Origin of the sequence: Streptococcus mitis (assembly GCF_946188695.1) — a bacterium.
In the GTDB taxonomy this organism is placed as follows: domain Bacteria; phylum Bacillota; class Bacilli; order Lactobacillales; family Streptococcaceae; genus Streptococcus; species Streptococcus mitis_DF.
In genome coordinates this window covers 19809-35621 of the sequence record NZ_CAMHWI010000018.1, presented here as the reverse complement: position 1 = coordinate 35621, position 15813 = coordinate 19809, and the positions used below count along the sequence as shown (strand labels likewise).

Below are 15813 nucleotides of genomic sequence, written 5' to 3'. Positions count from 1 at the left end.
CTCCTACTTTAAGCTCCAGCCACCATCTATTGTCAAGATTTGCCCTTGCATGGCGCTTGCTGTTCCACTTGCTAAGAAAAGGCTAATTTCTGCTACTTCCTCTGGCTCAATCCAGCGTTTGATCGGCGTTTCACTAGCTACCCAGTCAGCCAACCCACCTGGTTCAAAGTCAGCAGCGGTCATACCCGTCTTGACTGCTCCTGGAGCAATCCCAAAGACCTGAATTCCAGCTTCTGCATAGTCTAAAGCCAACTGCTTGGTAAATCCAGCCAAGGCGTGCTTCGAAGAAGTATAGGCGTGTCCACCGCCACCAGCTAGGCTCGAAGCTATGGAGCACATATTGATAATAATTCCTTTTTTATTCTCCAGCATTTGTGTCAAATAATAACGAGTCAACTCAACAGGAGTCACATAGTTGATTTCAAAAATCTCTTGAATTTCCTGCGCCGTTTGTTCCAAAAGTGGTTTGTAATCATCCAAAACGCCAGCAGTATTGCACAAAACATCAACCTGAGGACACCAGTCAAAAATAGGCTCCAAGTCCAAGGTCAAATCTCTCTGTAAAAAGTGGAAATCACCCTGTAAAAGTGGATTTTCACCTTGGTCAACTCCATAAACTTGATAGCCATTCTCTAAAAAGAGGCAAGCTTGAGCTAATCCGATACCTGAGCTCACCCCTGTAATGAGTACACGTCTAGTCATGCACTTCTACCCAATCTGTTGCCAAAACATCACAAGGTGTTGGGCTCCACATAGAAAAACCTTCTCCTTCTCCAGACACGTTGATTAGAAAATAGGGTGTCACTTCAAGCGCAACCCCGTTTTGCTCGATAGTGTCAAAAAGTTGGACATAATTTTCAGCCCCTCCCCAACCAGTGCGTACATATTTTTTCTTAGCCTTTAACCCAGGCAAGATTTCTTCAAATGTCATGGTTTTCTCCTTTAATTCTACATTCTTCATTTAATTATAACAAAAAACCGCTTTGCAACGACTTTTTGACTCATTTTAAATCAAAATCAATAAGCATTTTATAATTATAGTCATTTAGTTTTAAAAAAGCGTTCCAAACATTCGAAAATATTTGGAACTTCCCTTAATAAATCCGTCACTTTCTTTTCAAGATAGCCCAAGCTTACTCAATAGAATTCAAATCTGGTGAATAAGGCGGTAAAGGTAAGAAAAAGTGTTTATCTTGAATGCAGTTTTCATCCAAAATGTTCTTGGGATGAAAACTAGCGTTGTCCATAACAATGACATGAGGTGTCTTCAAAGCAGGCAGGAGTCGCATTTTGAACCACTCCACAAAGAAATCGATCGTCATACTTTCCTTGTAAATCATGGGAGCTATAAACTCTCCATCTACTTGTCCTGCAACAATCGAAGTCCGCTCAAAACGCCGTTCGCTAATCTTTTCATAGACTTTCTCCTCTATAGGAGCCCGTGCATAAGGACGATAGAGGTAGCGGTCGATTCCTGTTTCGTCAATATATAGGACTGGTAAATCTTTTAGGCTATTCAAAATATCAAGAAACTCAGCGACTTTCTCTGGATCTTGTTCCTTAAAGCTAGTCGTCTTTTTTTAAAGTGACATGAATCTGCTTTAAAGCTGCCCATACTGAAGGGACAGCATAATCAAAATGTGCCCAATTTCCTGTAAAAAAGCATCTGGATGAGCCTCTACAAAGGCTTTCAATTCTTCTAAAGGGATCTTACGCTTTTTGACGACTCGCTTTTTCCTCTCTAAGTGTCCTTGTTCACGTCTTTCTTTTCCCACGTGAAGAGAGTTCTGCCGCCAACATCAAAAACTTTAGATGCCTCGACATGGCTGTGTCCTTCTTTGATGTAATCTAATGCTCTTGTTTAAAATCTCTACTATATGCCATAGCTTTATTATAAGAAGCTTATTTTAAACTAAGCAACTATATCGTGGCTTGAACTGACTATTTTATATATTGTCTTACTTCGTCCTCACAAAACTATATCAAAAATCAAAAGCGCTTAGAAAAAAACTCTATTTCATGAGAGAATATAATAAATCTTCCCACAATAAAACGCATAATATCAAGTTTTTGGCTCCTGATATCATGCGTTTTCTGTTCTTAAAATATTTTTTTCTCAGTCTCTTTTTGTTACAAGTTCATCTTCAAAGTCCTTGATTTTTAGTAAATCTAAAATCAAATTTTATCCGACTGATCCTTCCATTTCATAGCTAATCAAGCGGTTAAGCTCAACTGCATATTCCATTGGAAGTTCTTTTGTGAAGGGCTCCACAAATCCCATAACAATCATTTCTGTCGCTTCTGATTCTGACAATCCACGGCTCATGAGGTAATAGAGTTGTTCCTCTGAAATCTTAGAAACCTTGGCTTCGTGTTCCAAAGCTACTTGCGAGTTGTGAATTTCATTAAATGGAATAGTATCTGATGCTGACAAGTCATCCATAATAATGGTATCACACTCGATGTGAGAGACAGATTTCTTAGAGTTTTTGTTAAAGGTTACTTGTCCACGGTAGTCAACCTTCCCTCCGCCTTTAGCGATAGATTTAGACACGATAGACGAGCTGGTATGTGGAGCATTGTGGATCATCTTAGCACCAGTATCCTGGTGTTGCCCTGCATTAGCAAAGGCGATCGAAAGCATGGTTCCACGCGCCCCTGCTCCATCTAGGTAAACAGATGGGTATTTCATAGTTGTCTTGGCACCCAAGTTTCCATCAATCCACTCAACTGTCGCATCTTTCAAGGCTTTGGCACGTTTTGTTACCAAGTTATAAACGTTATCAGACCAGTTTTGGATAGTCGTATAACGCATGTAAGCTCCGTCCAAGGCAAAGATTTCTACAATGGCTGCATGCAAGCTGTTACTTGAATAAGTTGGTGCTGTACATCCTTCAACGTAGTGGACACTTGCTCCCTCATCAACGATAATCAAGGTACGTTCAAACTGACCAGTATTTTCGTTGTTGATACGGAAGTAAGTTTGAAGTGGAATATCCACTTTCACACCTTTTGGTACATAGATAAAGGTTCCACCAGACCATACTGCTGAGTTGAGGGCAGCCAATTTGTTATCTGTTGGCGGTACCAACTTAGCAAAGTATTGTTTAAACAAGTCTGGGTATTCCTTGAGGGCAGAATCCGTATCTGTAAAGATAATTCCCAATTTTTGGAACTCTTCCTTCATATTGTGGTAAACCACTTCTGACTCATACTGGGCAGAGGCACCTGCTAGATAGGCACGCTCAGCTTCCGGAATCCCGATACGTTCAAAGGTTTCTTTAATCTTTTCAGGAACCTCATCCCATGAACGAGCTGGTTTATCAGATGGTTTTTGGTAGTAGATCAAGTCATCAAAATCAATCTCTGACAAGTCTGCTCCCCAAGTTTGCATAGGCATTTTTTTGAAGGTTTCATAAGACTTCAAACGGAATTCTAACATCCACTCAGGTTCTCCCTTAGCAGCTGATAGTTCACGAATGACATCTTCATTCAATCCTTTTCCTGTCGATAGGACAGGCTCTACATCATCATGGAAACCAAATTTATATTCACCAAGGTCAATTGGTTTTGGTTCTACTCTTTCTTCAGCCATAATATCCTTTCTTTCATTCTTCATTTCTACTGATTCATAAGACAAAAGAAACTTGCCTTACTTGTTTTCTTGATTTTCAATTGTTTTCTTCAGGGCATTCCAAGCTAGAGTTGCACACTTGATTCGTTGAGGGAATTTGGCAACACCTGACAAGAAAGCAGCATCACCTAGTTGGTCTTGACGCTCATCTTTTTGCCCTTGAACCATTTCAGAAAAAATAGTCGCAAGTTCTAAGATTTCTTGCTTGGTCTTACCCAAAACGGCATCTGTCATCATGCTCGCAGAGGCAGTCGAGATGGTACAACCTGAGTTTAGAAAAGCGATATCTTCCAAGCGGTCATCTGCATCAAACTTGACGGAGAGATTGATAACATCTCCACAGGTCGGATTGTTGAGACTGATTTGCTCAGCATCTTCTAACTTCCCTTGGTGATGTGGATTTTTCGAATGATCCGCTACCACTGCCATATAAAGGCTATCTAGTTTAGAAAGTGCCATTGAAAAACTCCTTTGTCTTTTGTAAGGCATCGACTAGCTTGTCGCAATCTGCCTTGGTATTGTAGATATAAAAACTTGCACGAGCTGTTGCTGGAACATCCAAATACTGGAGCAAGGGTTGAGCGCAATGGTGACCTGCTCGAACAGCTACTCCTTCATAATCCAAAGCAGTCGCAAGGTCGTGCGGATGAAGATCACCTAGGTTAAAGGCAATCACACCTGAACGTTGAGCCAAGTCCTGTGAACCATAAATGGTCAGTCCTTCAATCGCCTGCAGTTTTGGATAGACGTATGCGATCAATCCTTGTTCATGGGCTTCAATGGCATCCATACCAATCTTTTCTAGATAATCTACTGCTGCTGCCAGTCCGATTGCACCTGCCATATTGGGTGTTCCAGCTTCAAATTTCCAAGGCAATTCCTTCCAACTAGCAGATTGCTCATAGACGAAATCAATCATCTCACCGCCAAATTCTACTGGAGACATTTGTTCCAGATACTTTTCTTTACCGTAAAGAACACCGATACCAGTCGGACCAGCCATCTTGTGACCTGAAAAGGCAAAGAAGTCCACATCCAAGTCCTGAACATCAATCTTCATATGAGGAGTAGACTGAGCACCATCCACCACCATGATGGCACCAACTTGGTGGGCCATTTGAGTAATTTCCTTAATTGGATTGACGACACCAAGAACATTTGAGGCGTGAGCTATGGAGACAAACTTGACTCTATCAGTCAATTTAACTCGCAAATCATCCATATCCAGAGATCCGTCCTTGAGATAGACATAAACAAGCTCTGCTCCAGTCTTGCGGCAGGCTTCCTGCCAAGGAATGATATTAGAATGGTGTTCCATGACGGAAATCAAGACCTGGTCTCCCTCAGTCAAGACTTCCTCAGCAAAGCGCGCTACCCAATTAAGACTGGTCGTCGTTCCTCTAGTAAAGAGAACTTCCTTTGTAGACCCTGCATTGATAAACTTACGAATGGTTTCACGAGCAGTTTCATAGGAAGCAGTCGCCCGCTCCGCCAAGGTATGAACGCCACGATGAACATTGGCATTGTCGTTCTCATAGTAGCGGTTAATCGTCTCCAGAACTGCTAGTGGTTTTTGTGTCGTCGCGGCATTATCCAGATAAACCAATGGTTCATCATTAACAATCTGGTCTAAAATTGGAAAATCCTTGCGAATCACTTCTACATCTAACATAGGCTACCCCTTAGCGTTTTGACAATTTTTCTTCGATAGTTGCGATCATTTCATCACGAACTTCCTTGACTGGAATCTCAACGATAACAGATCCAAGGAAACCACGAACAACCAAGCGTTCTGCAGTTGCCTTATCTAAACCACGGCTCATGAGGTAGTACATGTCTTCTGGATCCACCTGACCGATAGAAGCTGCGTGACCTGCAGTAACATCATTTTCGTCAATCAAAAGAATTGGATTGGCATCTGAACGCGCTTGGTCTGAAAGCATAAGAACACGACTCTCTTGTTGCGCATCCGCTCCCTTAGCACCCTTGATGATGTGGCCGATACCATTGAAGGTCAAGGTTGCTTTTTCAAGAATAACCCCATGTTGTAGGATATTTCCGATTGAATTACAACCATAGTTTGTTACGCGAGTGTCAATTCCTTGCACCTGACGGCCACTTGAAAGAGCTACGACCTTGAGATCTGCATGGCTACCATTTCCAATCAAGTCACTATCAAAATCCGCAACGACATTCCCTTCGTTCATGACACCGATTGCCCAGTCAATACTTGCATCGTTGCCTAATTTACCTCGACGGCTAATGTAGGCAGTAACATTTTCACCTAGACGGTCAATGGCGGCAAACTTCACTTGAGCACCAGAACGTGCAATTACTTCAACAGTAATGTTTGCAGTTGCTTTAACACTTCCTTCACCGCGTGACTCTAAACGTTCCAGATAACTAATCTTAGAGTTTTTACCAGCGATAATCATAATATGCTTGTTAAACGGCACGTCGCTATCGCTGTCTTGATAGAAAATTCCTTCGATTGGTTCAGCAATTTCCACGTTATCAGGAATATAGAGAACAGCACCACTATTGAAATAAGCTGTATGGTAGGCTGCCAACTTGTCATCGTCATACTTAACAGATGACATGAAGAATTCTTCGATCAGCTCTGGAATTTCTTCTAAAGCTGAGTGGAAGTCTGTAAAGACGACACCCTGTTCAGCTAACTCAACTGGAGTTTGCTCAAAAACAGTTTGAGTTCCTACTTGCACCAACTTCAAGTGATTATCTAGAGCTGTGAAATCTGGAACATTTGCTGATGGCTCACTTTCTGTAATCGTTCCATCACCCAGATTCCAACGGTGGAATTTGACACGCTCAATAACTGGTAATTCCAAAGTCTCAATCTTGTCAAAAGCTTTTTGACGGAGATCAGCCAACCATCTTGGTTCAGCGTGCATTTCTGAAAAAAGTTTAATAGTTTCTTTAGTCATTTACTTCTCCTAAAAGATACGAGGGAATTACAATTCTTCCTTGTAGTCGTAGCCAAGTTCTTCAGCTAGTTTTGCGTATCCTTCACGTTCCAAACGCGCAGCCAATTCTGGACCACCAGAAAGGACAACACGCCCCTCCATCATGACGTGTACCACATCAGGTGTGATGTAGTTCAAAAGACGTTGGTAGTGAGTGATAATCATAGCACCAAAGCCTTCACCACGCATAGCATTCACACCTTTAGACACAACTTTAAGGGCATCAATATCAAGACCAGAGTCAATCTCATCCAAAAGGGCAAAAATTGGTTCCAACATCAAAAGTTGAAGAATTTCATTACGTTTTTTCTCACCACCAGAGAAACCTTCGTTGAGGTAACGCTCAGCCATTTCTTCTTTCATGTTGAGCAATTCCATCTTCTCGTCTAGTTTAGTGATAAACTCACGAACTGAAATCTTCTCATCGTCTTCTTTACCAGCATTCATAGCTGCACGAAGAAACTCAGCATTGGTAATTCCAGGAATTTCTGATGGGTATTGCATAGCAAGGAAAAGTCCCATACGCGCACGCTCGTCAACTTCCAACTCAAGGATGTTTACGCCATCAAACAAGACTTCACCTTTGGTAACTTCATAGTTTGGATTTCCCATGATAGCTGCAGAAAGAGTCGATTTACCTGTACCATTTGGTCCCATGATAGCGGCGATTTCTCCTGTTTTCAGGGTCAGGTTAACCCCTTTTAAAATTTCTTTTCCTTCAATCTCAACGTGAAGATCTTTGATCTCTAATACTGACATGATAGTTCCTTTCTTTTTCAAGACCTTTACAGTTCTTACTGGAAACATACTTGATTTCCCTAGAAAATACGGTAAAAGGTCAATAAATATACTTTTATAGTATAACAAAAAAAAGCCTAAAAGGCTTTGATTTTGTCTAGAAGCTGAGGACTAGTCTTTTCCTTTTAAATGATGGTCAATGACATCTACTATTTTACCCATCAAGTAACTAACTCGGAAATTTCTAAAGAGCAAAATGGCCCAAAAGGCTGCCATAATATAGCGACCAGTCATCCAGGCTTCATTGAAAAAATAGGTCTCAGCAGCTGTAAACAGCGCGATGATAATAAATTGTTGTCTATTCATAAGCTTATTGTATCATGAAATCTTTCTTTAGTCTTCCTCTACCTTCACTTTATCAGCCAAAAATTCAAATCCTTCTGGAATCAGACTTTCTTCTTCTACTTCTTTTTCAGTTTGAGTAGATTTGGCTTGGGCTGAAAAGGCTGCGCGAACTTCTTTCCATTCCTCCATGGAAATGGCTAAAATCTCAGGTGAAAAACCTGCTGCCTGACTGAGGATATTGCCAAACATGGTGTTGAGATTGTCTCGTTTCATGGTTTGACCAGCATTGAAGTTAGACTCAAAAGCAAGAATAGCGTGGTGTTCATTGGCCGCAACTGGTTGAGATCCAACTAGCAGAGCCTTATCAGGACCTCCAAGACTTTCAATCACCTCTCCCCAGGCATTCTGTAAACGAATCAGATTTTGACGTGCTAAATCAGGATTTTCGACGGCCTCTTGTAAGATAGATTGAACTTTATTGCGATCCACACGATAGACTGTCTTGCCCGCTGCTGGGCGACTAGGTGCTGGACTAGGTGGCTTGGGTATAGTTCCTACATTTGCGAGTTCTTGCTTAAGACGCGCAACTTCCTGTCTCAGCGAATCAATTTCATGTTCAACTGCACCAGAAAAAGCTGGTTCAGGCTTAACCTCCGCCAAACGAATAGTCATCATCTCAGCATAAATCTTGGGTTGCAAACTAGACTTAATATCTGCTAAACTAACTGTCGCTAAGCGAATCATTTCAAACAAATTTTCCTGAGGAAGTGCCAAATTCTCTACAAAGACTGGACTATGATGAGTGTTTTCTCCCCCTGTTTGAACAATTAACAAATCTCTTAAATAGTGCAAAAGGTCAGTCACAAAACGAGTCATGCTCTTGCCATTGTCAAAAAGAAGATTCAAGCAAGACAAAGCCTTGGGAACATCCTGTTGAGATAAGGCAAACACATAATTATCCAAGGCTGATAGACTAATGGTGCCAGTAATTTCTTCAGAGATGGCAGTCGTCAGCTCATTTCCCTGTGTCAAACTCAGGGCTTGATCCAAAATAGACAAGGCGTCCCGCATTCCACCTTCAGCCCGTCTAGCAATGATTTCCACAGCCTCTGGTTCAGAGCTAATATTTTCCTTTTCTAAGATATAGTGGATATGCTCCTTAATATCTTGTGTCTTAATCGATTTAAATTCAAAACGCTGCACACGGGATAGAATAGTCGCAGGAATCTTGTGCAATTCAGTAGTGGCCAAAATAAAGACCACATTCTGTGTTGGCTCTTCCAGCGTCTTTAGAAGGGCATTAAAAGCTCCTGTAGACAGCATGTGAACCTCATCTATGATATAAACCTTATAACGTGCAAGGCTAGGCGCATAGGTAGATTTATCACGAATTTCACGGATTTCATCCACCCCGTTATTTGAGGCAGCATCCATTTCAATGACATCTTCTAAACTACCATCTGTCACTGCTTGACAAATATAGCAGTTATTACAAGGTTCACCACCCACTTGATTTGGACAGTTCATAGCTTTGGCAAAAATCTTGGCTACACTGGTTTTTCCCGTTCCACGAGGACCAGAAAAAAGATAAGCATGACTTATTTTCTCTTGCTCCACTGCTTGTTTAAGAGTCTTAGCCACAACCTCTTGACCAACCAACTGGGAGAAGTTTTGACTTCTATATTTTCGATAAAGTGCTTGATACATTAGGCTTTCTCCCCAAACATTGTAAAGTCCCATTCTGTCTTTTCAAGCAAAATAGCGACAAATTGTTCCAAATAATCTCTATCCATAGCATCATAATCATCAATCTCTGAAGAATCCAGATCCAGAACTCCAAGTAATTGACCATTCTTTATCATCGGAACAACAATTTCACTTTTAGCTCGACTATCACAAGAAATATAGTTGGGATAAGTTGTTACATCACCAACCAGAACAGTTTCCTGAAAATGAGCTGCCTCCCCACAGACACCCTTGCCCAGTGCAATACGGATGCAGGAAACACCTCCTTGGAAAGGACCCAAAACCAATTCCTTTCCATCGAACAGATAAAAGCCTGCAAATACGGTATTAGGAAAGCGTGATTTTAGAAGAGCACTGGCGTTGGAAAGATTAGCCAAAACATTGGTTTCGCCTTCCAATAAAAAAGAGAGCTCTTCATTTAACATTTGATAACGTGATTGTTTTTCTGATTCTAACATAGAACTATTATATCAAAAAAGACTTACAGACAAAAGAAAAATCCCTTGTTTAGAAAACAAAGGATTTTATGAATTTTCAATTTGATTAAAGTTCGATATCACCGAACAAGTCAGCCATTGAGAATCCTGTTTGTGTTTCTGGAAGTTCGAAATCACGTTTCTCTTGACGTTTTGGACGACGTGGACGAGCAGCACGTTTTTCTTCTTTTTGTCCTTCTTCTTGAGCTGGACGCTCTTCAAGAGCTTTGATAGAAAGTGATACGCGCTCTGCATCTGCGTTAACTTCAAGAACTTTAACTTGAACTTCTTGACCAACTTTAAGAGCTTCTTTTGGATTTTCAATACGCTTGTGTGAAATTTGTGATACGTGAACAAGTCCATCGATACCTGGCAATACTTCAACAAATGCACCGAAGTCAGTCAAACGTTTAACTGTTCCTTCTACTACATCACCTTTAGCCAATTTTTGCTCAACGCCATCCCATGGTCCAGGTGTTGTTGCTTTAAGTGAAAGTGATACACGTCCTTCTTCTTCGTTAAGATCAAGGATTTTCACTTCAATTTCTTCACCAACAGTTACAACTGATTTTGGTGATACGTTACGTTCATGTGACAATTCAGTCAAGTGAACCAATCCGTCAACACCACCAAGGTCGATGAAAGCACCGAAGCTTGTGATACGTGCAACTTTACCAGTTACTACATCACCAACAGCCAATTTACCGAATACTTCAGCACGAGCTGCTGCTGTAGCTGCTTCAACAACTTCACGACGTGAAAGGATGAAGCGGTTTTCTTTAGCGTCAACTTCTTTGATTTTAGCATCAAATTCTTGACCTACAAAACGCTCAGTGTTACGTACGAAACGAGTATCCAACATTGAAGCTGGGATGAATCCACGAACACCTTCAAATTCTACTGAAAGTCCACCTTTAACGGCACGAGTTCCTTTAACAGTAACAACTTCTTCTTCGCGACCAACAAGTTTGTCCCATGCTTTGCGAGCTTCAAGGCGTTTTTTAGATACAAGGTATGTAACTGTATCAGTATCTTTACCAACTACTTGACGAAGTACAAGAACATCCAATACTTCTCCTACTTTAACAAAGTCATTGATATCTGCATCGCGATCGTTTGTCAATTCGCGAAGAGTCAAGACACCTTCAACACCAGTTCCAGAGATTGCAACGTTAGCTTGAGTCGCATCAACTGTCAATACTTCAGCACTAACAACATCACCAGTCTCAACTTGGCTAACGCTATTTAGCAAATCTTCAAATTCGTTCATCTAAAAAATCCTCCAACAATCAAGTTTTTTCTTAAACTTGACATACTTATAATTTTTTTCCTAAGCACCCGCAAGGACATGTTCATATCGTTCACGTCTTTCAATTATAAAAATAAAATACCCTAAGATATTTTGCTTTTTATCTTGATTATTACCTAAGAACTGGGGTAGCTGGATTCGAACCAACGCATGAGGGAGTCAAAGTCCCTTGCCTTACCGCTTGGCTATACCCCATTGATGAAATGGAGAGAGAGGGATTCGAACCCCCGAACCCGAAGGAGCGGATTTACAGTCCGCCGCGTTTAGCCTCTTCGCTATCTCTCCTACAATCAACATGGACTATTATATCATGAAAATTTCAAAAAAACAAGACTTATTTTGCTAAATTATAATTTTCAATCAAAATTTCCACAGCTTTTTCCAATTTTTTATAAAAACTATCGACATTCCCATTCTTTATGATGGCAAATTGTCCGTCTAATTCGGCAATTTCTCCGATAACTTTTTTACCGATAGTCAATGTATAACCTTCAAAACTGTCTTTACCAACATTAACTTTGGCATCTGCTACTTGAATTTCAATTTTTTTATCTTTCTTGCTCATTTCATACCTCTCTTCACTTTTTCTATTTTACAAGAAATTCCTAAAACTAGCAAGAAAAAACTCTATATCATTCTAAGTCTGATATAGAGTTTTCTGCCTTATTTAATGTGTTTTTCTAGTTCTTTTTGGTACTTACCGTTTGATTCCAATTTTTCTTTTTGCCATTTTTTCAGTGCTTCTTCATATTCTTTTGTCGTAACGATATCTTTTTGCAATTTCATTCCTTTAAAGATATATGGGTCACCCTTAATACCAACTTGTGAGTATGGTTTTGAGAATGGTACTACATTACTTACAACTGGAGAACCACCAGATGAGGCTGTTGGCATCAATAATGAACTATCTGTCAACCAAGCTTGAGCCTTGGCATATTTTTCATAGCGTTCTTCAAGATTTGTAGTTTCTGAATCGGCATCATCCAATAATTTCTTATACTGGTCCAAACCAAGTTTCGCTACAACATCCTTATCTTTTCCTTTAGTGATACCAAGGTGTTTCATAGCAGAACCTGATTTAGGATCCATGATATTCAAGTAAGATGCTGGGTCTTGATAACTTGGAGCCCATCCTGTACTGTTCAAATTATAATCTTTTTGAGAAGGAACACGCGCTTGAGAAGTGATTGTTTCCTTTTCATTATCTGTCATTTGAAGAACATCAATGACAACATTTTCAGCACCAAGAGTTGATTCGATAGACTGTTTGAAAGAGTTGCTTTGTTGAACGGCGATGGTATCTGTTTGTTCAACTGGGACATCCAGGTGAATTGGGAAGGTTACCCCTTTAGATTCCAAGTCTTTCTTAGCTTTTTCAAAGGCTGCTTTAGCCTTGTCAGGGTTGTAGATAGAATCCTTACCATCGACTAGCTCAACACCTTTCCATTGATCACCATAGTTCACCAACTCAGCTTGAGCGATGTGACCAAAGTTCTTACCGCCTGCTTGCACGAAGTTATCTGGAACGAGACTGTTACGAATAATCTTGTCCGCACCGTCTTCACCATTTAGCTGGGCAGCATAAGAATGACGGTTGAAGGCAAAGTTGATAGCCTGACGGAAGTCCTTATTCAGCATAGCTTCTTTTGTAGAAGTCTTTTGCTCTTCACTTGTTTTCGCAGTTTTATTGTATGACTGACGATTTACATTAAAGGTGAAGTAATAACTACTTGAGTCCTGTGGGCTATAAGTAATTTTATCTCCGTATTGTTCCAAAGTTGAAGCAAAGTTTGAGCTACTCGGGAAGAGACGGGCTGTCGTATAGGCACCAGAAGAGAAACTACGAATCAACGATTCCTGATCAGAACCATCGTAGTAAGTCAATTTAATCTTCTCAATTTTTACCTTTTCTTTATCCCAGTAGTTTGGATTTTTCTCGTATTCAATCAACGATTTAGAAGTCAAGGTCTTCAAGATATAAGGACCATTGTAAAGAATCCCTGCTGGAGTCACTGCTCCATAATCTTTACCTGATGCCTTCAAAAACTCTTCATTTACAGGCAACATAGTTGCTGTTGTGACTTTAGAGTTCCAGAAGCTTTCTGGTTTGTTTAGGGTATATTCGACTGTGTAATCGTCCAAGGCCTTAACACCAACTGTAGAGAAATCATTTGTTTCACCAGTCATGTAGGCATCCAAACCCTTGATTGAATTTTGGATGAGAGAGACACCGTCTGACTTACCGTCAGCAACGTGTTTCAATCCTGTTACAAAGTCATGGGCTGTTACTTCTGCGTATTCTTCACCTTCAGAAGTGTACCATTTAACTCCTTTACGAAGTTTATATGTATAAGTCAGACCATCTTTTGAGACAGACCAATCTTCAGCCAAGGAAGGAATAACATTTCCGTACTGGTCGTTTTCCATCAAACCATCAACCACGTTCCCGATGACATCTGTTGTAGATGTACGAGTCGCTATACTATAGTCCAGAGATGCTGGATCTACTGCATAGACATATGAAAATGTTGTCGGTGCGTCTGCTTCTTTATCAGCTTTTCCACAAGCCACTAAGAGAGCTGTTGTGCTCAGGACCACTCCTGCTGTTAAGAGCCACTTTTTCGATTTCATCAAAAATCTCCTTTTGTTTATTTTAATCTACTTTTACAATCCAACCTTCTGGCGCTTCAATATCACCAAACTGAATACCTGTCAATTCATCATAGAGTTTACGAGTCACAGGACCAACTTCTGTTTCACTATAGAATACATGGAAATCATCACCGTGTTGAATTCCACCAATTGGCGAAATAACTGCCGCAGTACCACAAGCACCTGCCTCTACAAAACGATCCAGCTTATCAATTGGAACATCACCCTCAATAGGTGTCAAGCCCAAGCGGTGTTCTGCCAAATAAAGCAAAGAATATTTAGTAATAGATGGCAAGATAGATGGACTCAATGGTGTTACAAATTCATTGTCAGCTGTAATTCCAAAGAAGTTAGCTGAACCGACTTCTTCAATCTTTGTATGTGTTGATGGGTCTAGGTAGATAACATCTGAGAAATGACGTGATTTGGCCAATTTCCCTGGCAAGAGACTGGCAGCATAGTTCCCACCAACCTTAGCCGCACCTGTACCATTTGGAGCGGCACGGTCGTATTCATCCTGAATCAAGAAGTTAGTTGGGACCAAACCACCCTTAAAGTAATTACCAACTGGCATAGCAAAGATAGTGAAAATGTATTCCTCTGCTGGTTTTACCCCAATAATATCTCCAACACCAATCAAAAGGGGACGAAGATAAAGGGTTCCACCTGTTCCATATGGTGGTACATATTCTTCATTCGCGCGGACAACTGCCTTACAAGCTTCTACAAACATGTCTGTCGGAACTTGTGGCATCAAGAGACGATTACAAGTACGTTGCAGACGTTTAGCATTTTCGTCAGGACGGAAAAGTTGAACACTACCATCCTTAGTACGGTAAGCTTTCAAACCTTCAAAGGCTTGTTGACCATAGTGAAGACTTGGAGAAGACTCTGAAATATGCAAGGTTGCATCTTCTGTAAGTTCTCCTTGATTCCATTGTCCATTTTTAAAATGAGCAATATAGCGATAAGGTAATTTCATATAGGAGAAACCAAGGTTCTCCCAATCAATCGTTACTGTCATATTCCACTCCTTATTCTAAAAACCTATTTCTTATATTCTACACTTTTTTTCTAAAATAGCAAGTATATTTTGTAATTTTCAGAAAATTTCTTCAATAAAAAGAATCTAAGGTATCAATAGTAATGAATCCTATATGGAGATTGCATAAAAGACTCAAATTATTCTTCTATCTCGTTTAGTGAAATCTATTCAATAACTGAACTTATTTTTGACATACATAGAGCCCGTACATTAATATTAGTAACCTGTTTCGACAGAAATATGACAAAATGAACTAAAGATAGTACACAATGTGGTGCAGTCATCTTATGCCATATTCAATAGATTTACGTAAAAAAAGTTCTCGCCTATTGTAAGCGAACAGGTAGTATAACAGAAACATCACACGTTTTCCAAATCTCACGTAATCCCATTATCTAAAAGAGAAAATAAGTGATCTAAACCATCAAGTAAAAGGAACAAAACCAAGAAAAGTTGAGATAGATAGACTTAAAAACTATCTTACTGACAATCCAGACGCTTATTTGACTGAAATAGCTTCTGAATTTGGCTGTCATCCAACTATAGCGTATTGAATCTAGAGTAGTACATTACGGTTGCTGAAACATTTCTAGAAAAAATTGACTTTCTCAATCACTTTGTTCACATCTTATTTCAATCTACTATACTATCCACTATGCTCTCAAAGCTATGGGCTACACTCGAAAAAAAAGAATCATACCTACTATGAACAAGCCCCAGAAAAAGTAGCTTTATTTCTTATTCCTCCCCACTCACCTGAGTACAATCTTATTGAGAAAACCTGGGCTCATATCAAAAAGCACCTCAAAAATTGTCCTACTCTTGTTTCAATCCGCTGTGTTTCTTATAAAAAACAAAAGGACTAAGGGAGTGAATTTCCTTAA

14 protein-coding genes, 2 tRNA genes and 2 pseudogenes are annotated in these 15813 nt (G+C 40.1%); 1 reads left to right on the top strand and 17 read right to left on the bottom strand.

The window, feature by feature from the left end:
* Positions 1-3: 3 nt before the first annotated feature.
* From N8L33_RS08070 to N8L33_RS07990, 17 genes and pseudogenes are all read right to left on the bottom strand, one after another.
* A complete protein-coding gene (locus N8L33_RS08070) occupies positions 4-702 on the bottom strand; it encodes a 3-oxoacyl-ACP reductase (RefSeq protein WP_261059543.1) in 699 nt (232 codons plus the stop codon).
* Positions 695-931: a DUF2829 domain-containing protein gene (locus tag N8L33_RS08065; protein WP_000141913.1), complete on the bottom strand. Its 237-nt coding sequence runs from the start codon at positions 929-931 to the stop codon at positions 695-697. The genes N8L33_RS08070 and N8L33_RS08065 overlap by 8 nt, the downstream gene beginning before the upstream one ends.
* A 110-nt stretch (positions 932-1041) precedes the next feature.
* A pseudogene (locus tag N8L33_RS08060) lies at positions 1042-1884 on the bottom strand (IS630 family transposase).
* Positions 1885-2182: 298 nt separating this feature from the next.
* Positions 2183-3595 (bottom strand): Fe-S cluster assembly protein SufB, encoded by a 1413-nt coding sequence (gene sufB, locus N8L33_RS08055; RefSeq protein ID WP_060805702.1) that lies wholly within the window; start codon positions 3593-3595, stop codon positions 2183-2185.
* Positions 3596-3652: 57 nt separating this feature from the next.
* Entirely contained in the window at positions 3653-4093 is a 441-nt protein-coding gene (gene sufU / locus N8L33_RS08050) for a Fe-S cluster assembly sulfur transfer protein SufU (protein WP_060805701.1), read from the bottom strand.
* The gene (locus tag N8L33_RS08045) at positions 4080-5306 is read right to left on the bottom strand and encodes a cysteine desulfurase (protein ID WP_261059541.1); all 1227 of its coding nucleotides are present in this window, start codon (positions 5304-5306) and stop codon (positions 4080-4082) included. The genes sufU and N8L33_RS08045 overlap by 14 nt, the downstream gene beginning before the upstream one ends.
* Before the next feature lie 10 nt (positions 5307-5316).
* Positions 5317-6579, bottom strand: a complete 1263-nt coding sequence (gene sufD, locus N8L33_RS08040; RefSeq protein ID WP_101785065.1) for a Fe-S cluster assembly protein SufD — start codon at positions 6577-6579, stop codon at positions 5317-5319.
* Positions 6580-6606: 27 nt separating this feature from the next.
* The gene (gene sufC, locus N8L33_RS08035) at positions 6607-7377 is read right to left on the bottom strand and encodes a Fe-S cluster assembly ATPase SufC (RefSeq protein WP_101785311.1); all 771 of its coding nucleotides are present in this window, start codon (positions 7375-7377) and stop codon (positions 6607-6609) included.
* 150 nt (positions 7378-7527) lie between these two features.
* On the bottom strand, positions 7528-7722 hold the full coding sequence (locus N8L33_RS08030) for a DUF3272 domain-containing protein (RefSeq protein ID WP_261029326.1): 195 nt from the start codon (positions 7720-7722) through the stop codon (positions 7528-7530).
* A gap of 27 nt (positions 7723-7749) precedes the next feature.
* Positions 7750-9408, bottom strand: a complete 1659-nt coding sequence (dnaX, locus tag N8L33_RS08025; RefSeq protein WP_261059540.1) for a DNA polymerase III subunit gamma/tau — start codon at positions 9406-9408, stop codon at positions 7750-7752.
* The gene (locus N8L33_RS08020) at positions 9408-9905 is read right to left on the bottom strand and encodes a GAF domain-containing protein (RefSeq protein WP_261059539.1); all 498 of its coding nucleotides are present in this window, start codon (positions 9903-9905) and stop codon (positions 9408-9410) included. Before N8L33_RS08020 ends, dnaX begins: the two co-directional genes overlap by 1 nt.
* A gap of 85 nt (positions 9906-9990) precedes the next feature.
* Positions 9991-11193 carry a 30S ribosomal protein S1 gene (rpsA, locus tag N8L33_RS08015; protein WP_001001631.1) on the bottom strand — a complete coding sequence of 401 codons (1203 nt, stop codon included), beginning with the start codon at positions 11191-11193 and terminating at the stop codon, positions 9991-9993.
* Between the two features lie 162 nt (positions 11194-11355).
* Positions 11356-11427, bottom strand: a tRNA-Gln gene (locus tag N8L33_RS08010).
* A gap of 9 nt (positions 11428-11436) precedes the next feature.
* Positions 11437-11517: transfer RNA gene (locus tag N8L33_RS08005), tRNA-Tyr, on the bottom strand.
* Between the two features lie 49 nt (positions 11518-11566).
* Positions 11567-11797 carry a DUF2969 domain-containing protein gene (locus N8L33_RS08000; protein WP_000037113.1) on the bottom strand — a complete coding sequence of 77 codons (231 nt, stop codon included), beginning with the start codon at positions 11795-11797 and terminating at the stop codon, positions 11567-11569.
* Between the two features lie 98 nt (positions 11798-11895).
* Positions 11896-13863: a peptide ABC transporter substrate-binding protein gene (locus N8L33_RS07995; RefSeq protein WP_261059538.1), complete on the bottom strand. Its 1968-nt coding sequence runs from the start codon at positions 13861-13863 to the stop codon at positions 11896-11898.
* Between the two features lie 22 nt (positions 13864-13885).
* Positions 13886-14908, bottom strand: coding sequence for a branched-chain amino acid aminotransferase (locus tag N8L33_RS07990; RefSeq protein ID WP_049513662.1), 1023 nt, complete (start codon positions 14906-14908; stop codon positions 13886-13888).
* Positions 14909-15216: 308 nt separating this feature from the next.
* Between N8L33_RS07990 and N8L33_RS10215 the strand changes: the two are divergent.
* Positions 15217-15795: pseudogene (locus N8L33_RS10215) on the top strand (IS630 transposase-related protein).
* The last annotated feature ends 18 nt before the right edge of the window (positions 15796-15813 follow it).

Excerpts from the sequence above, each read along its gene's own strand:
- N8L33_RS08070 (WP_261059543.1), bottom strand. The coding sequence starts at position 702 with ATGACTAGACGTGTACTCATTACAGGGGTGAGCTCAGGTATCGGATTA.
- N8L33_RS08065 (WP_000141913.1), bottom strand. The coding sequence starts at position 931 with ATGACATTTGAAGAAATCTTGCCTGGGTTAAAGGCTAAGAAAAAATAT.
- sufB (WP_060805702.1), bottom strand. The coding sequence starts at position 3,595 with ATGGCTGAAGAAAGAGTAGAACCAAAACCAATTGACCTTGGTGAATAT.
- sufU (WP_060805701.1), bottom strand. The coding sequence starts at position 4,093 with ATGGCACTTTCTAAACTAGATAGCCTTTATATGGCAGTGGTAGCGGAT.
- N8L33_RS08045 (WP_261059541.1), bottom strand. The coding sequence starts at position 5,306 with ATGTTAGATGTAGAAGTGATTCGCAAGGATTTTCCAATTTTAGACCAG.
- sufD (WP_101785065.1), bottom strand. The coding sequence starts at position 6,579 with ATGACTAAAGAAACTATTAAACTTTTTTCAGAAATGCACGCTGAACCA.
- sufC (WP_101785311.1), bottom strand. The coding sequence starts at position 7,377 with ATGTCAGTATTAGAGATCAAAGATCTTCACGTTGAGATTGAAGGAAAA.
- N8L33_RS08030 (WP_261029326.1), bottom strand. The coding sequence starts at position 7,722 with ATGAATAGACAACAATTTATTATCATCGCGCTGTTTACAGCTGCTGAG.
- dnaX (WP_261059540.1), bottom strand. The coding sequence starts at position 9,408 with ATGTATCAAGCACTTTATCGAAAATATAGAAGTCAAAACTTCTCCCAG.
- N8L33_RS08020 (WP_261059539.1), bottom strand. The coding sequence starts at position 9,905 with ATGTTAGAATCAGAAAAACAATCACGTTATCAAATGTTAAATGAAGAG.
- rpsA (WP_001001631.1), bottom strand. The coding sequence starts at position 11,193 with ATGAACGAATTTGAAGATTTGCTAAATAGCGTTAGCCAAGTTGAGACT.
- N8L33_RS08000 (WP_000037113.1), bottom strand. The coding sequence starts at position 11,797 with ATGAGCAAGAAAGATAAAAAAATTGAAATTCAAGTAGCAGATGCCAAA.
- N8L33_RS07995 (WP_261059538.1), bottom strand. The coding sequence starts at position 13,863 with ATGAAATCGAAAAAGTGGCTCTTAACAGCAGGAGTGGTCCTGAGCACA.
- N8L33_RS07990 (WP_049513662.1), bottom strand. The coding sequence starts at position 14,908 with ATGACAGTAACGATTGATTGGGAGAACCTTGGTTTCTCCTATATGAAA.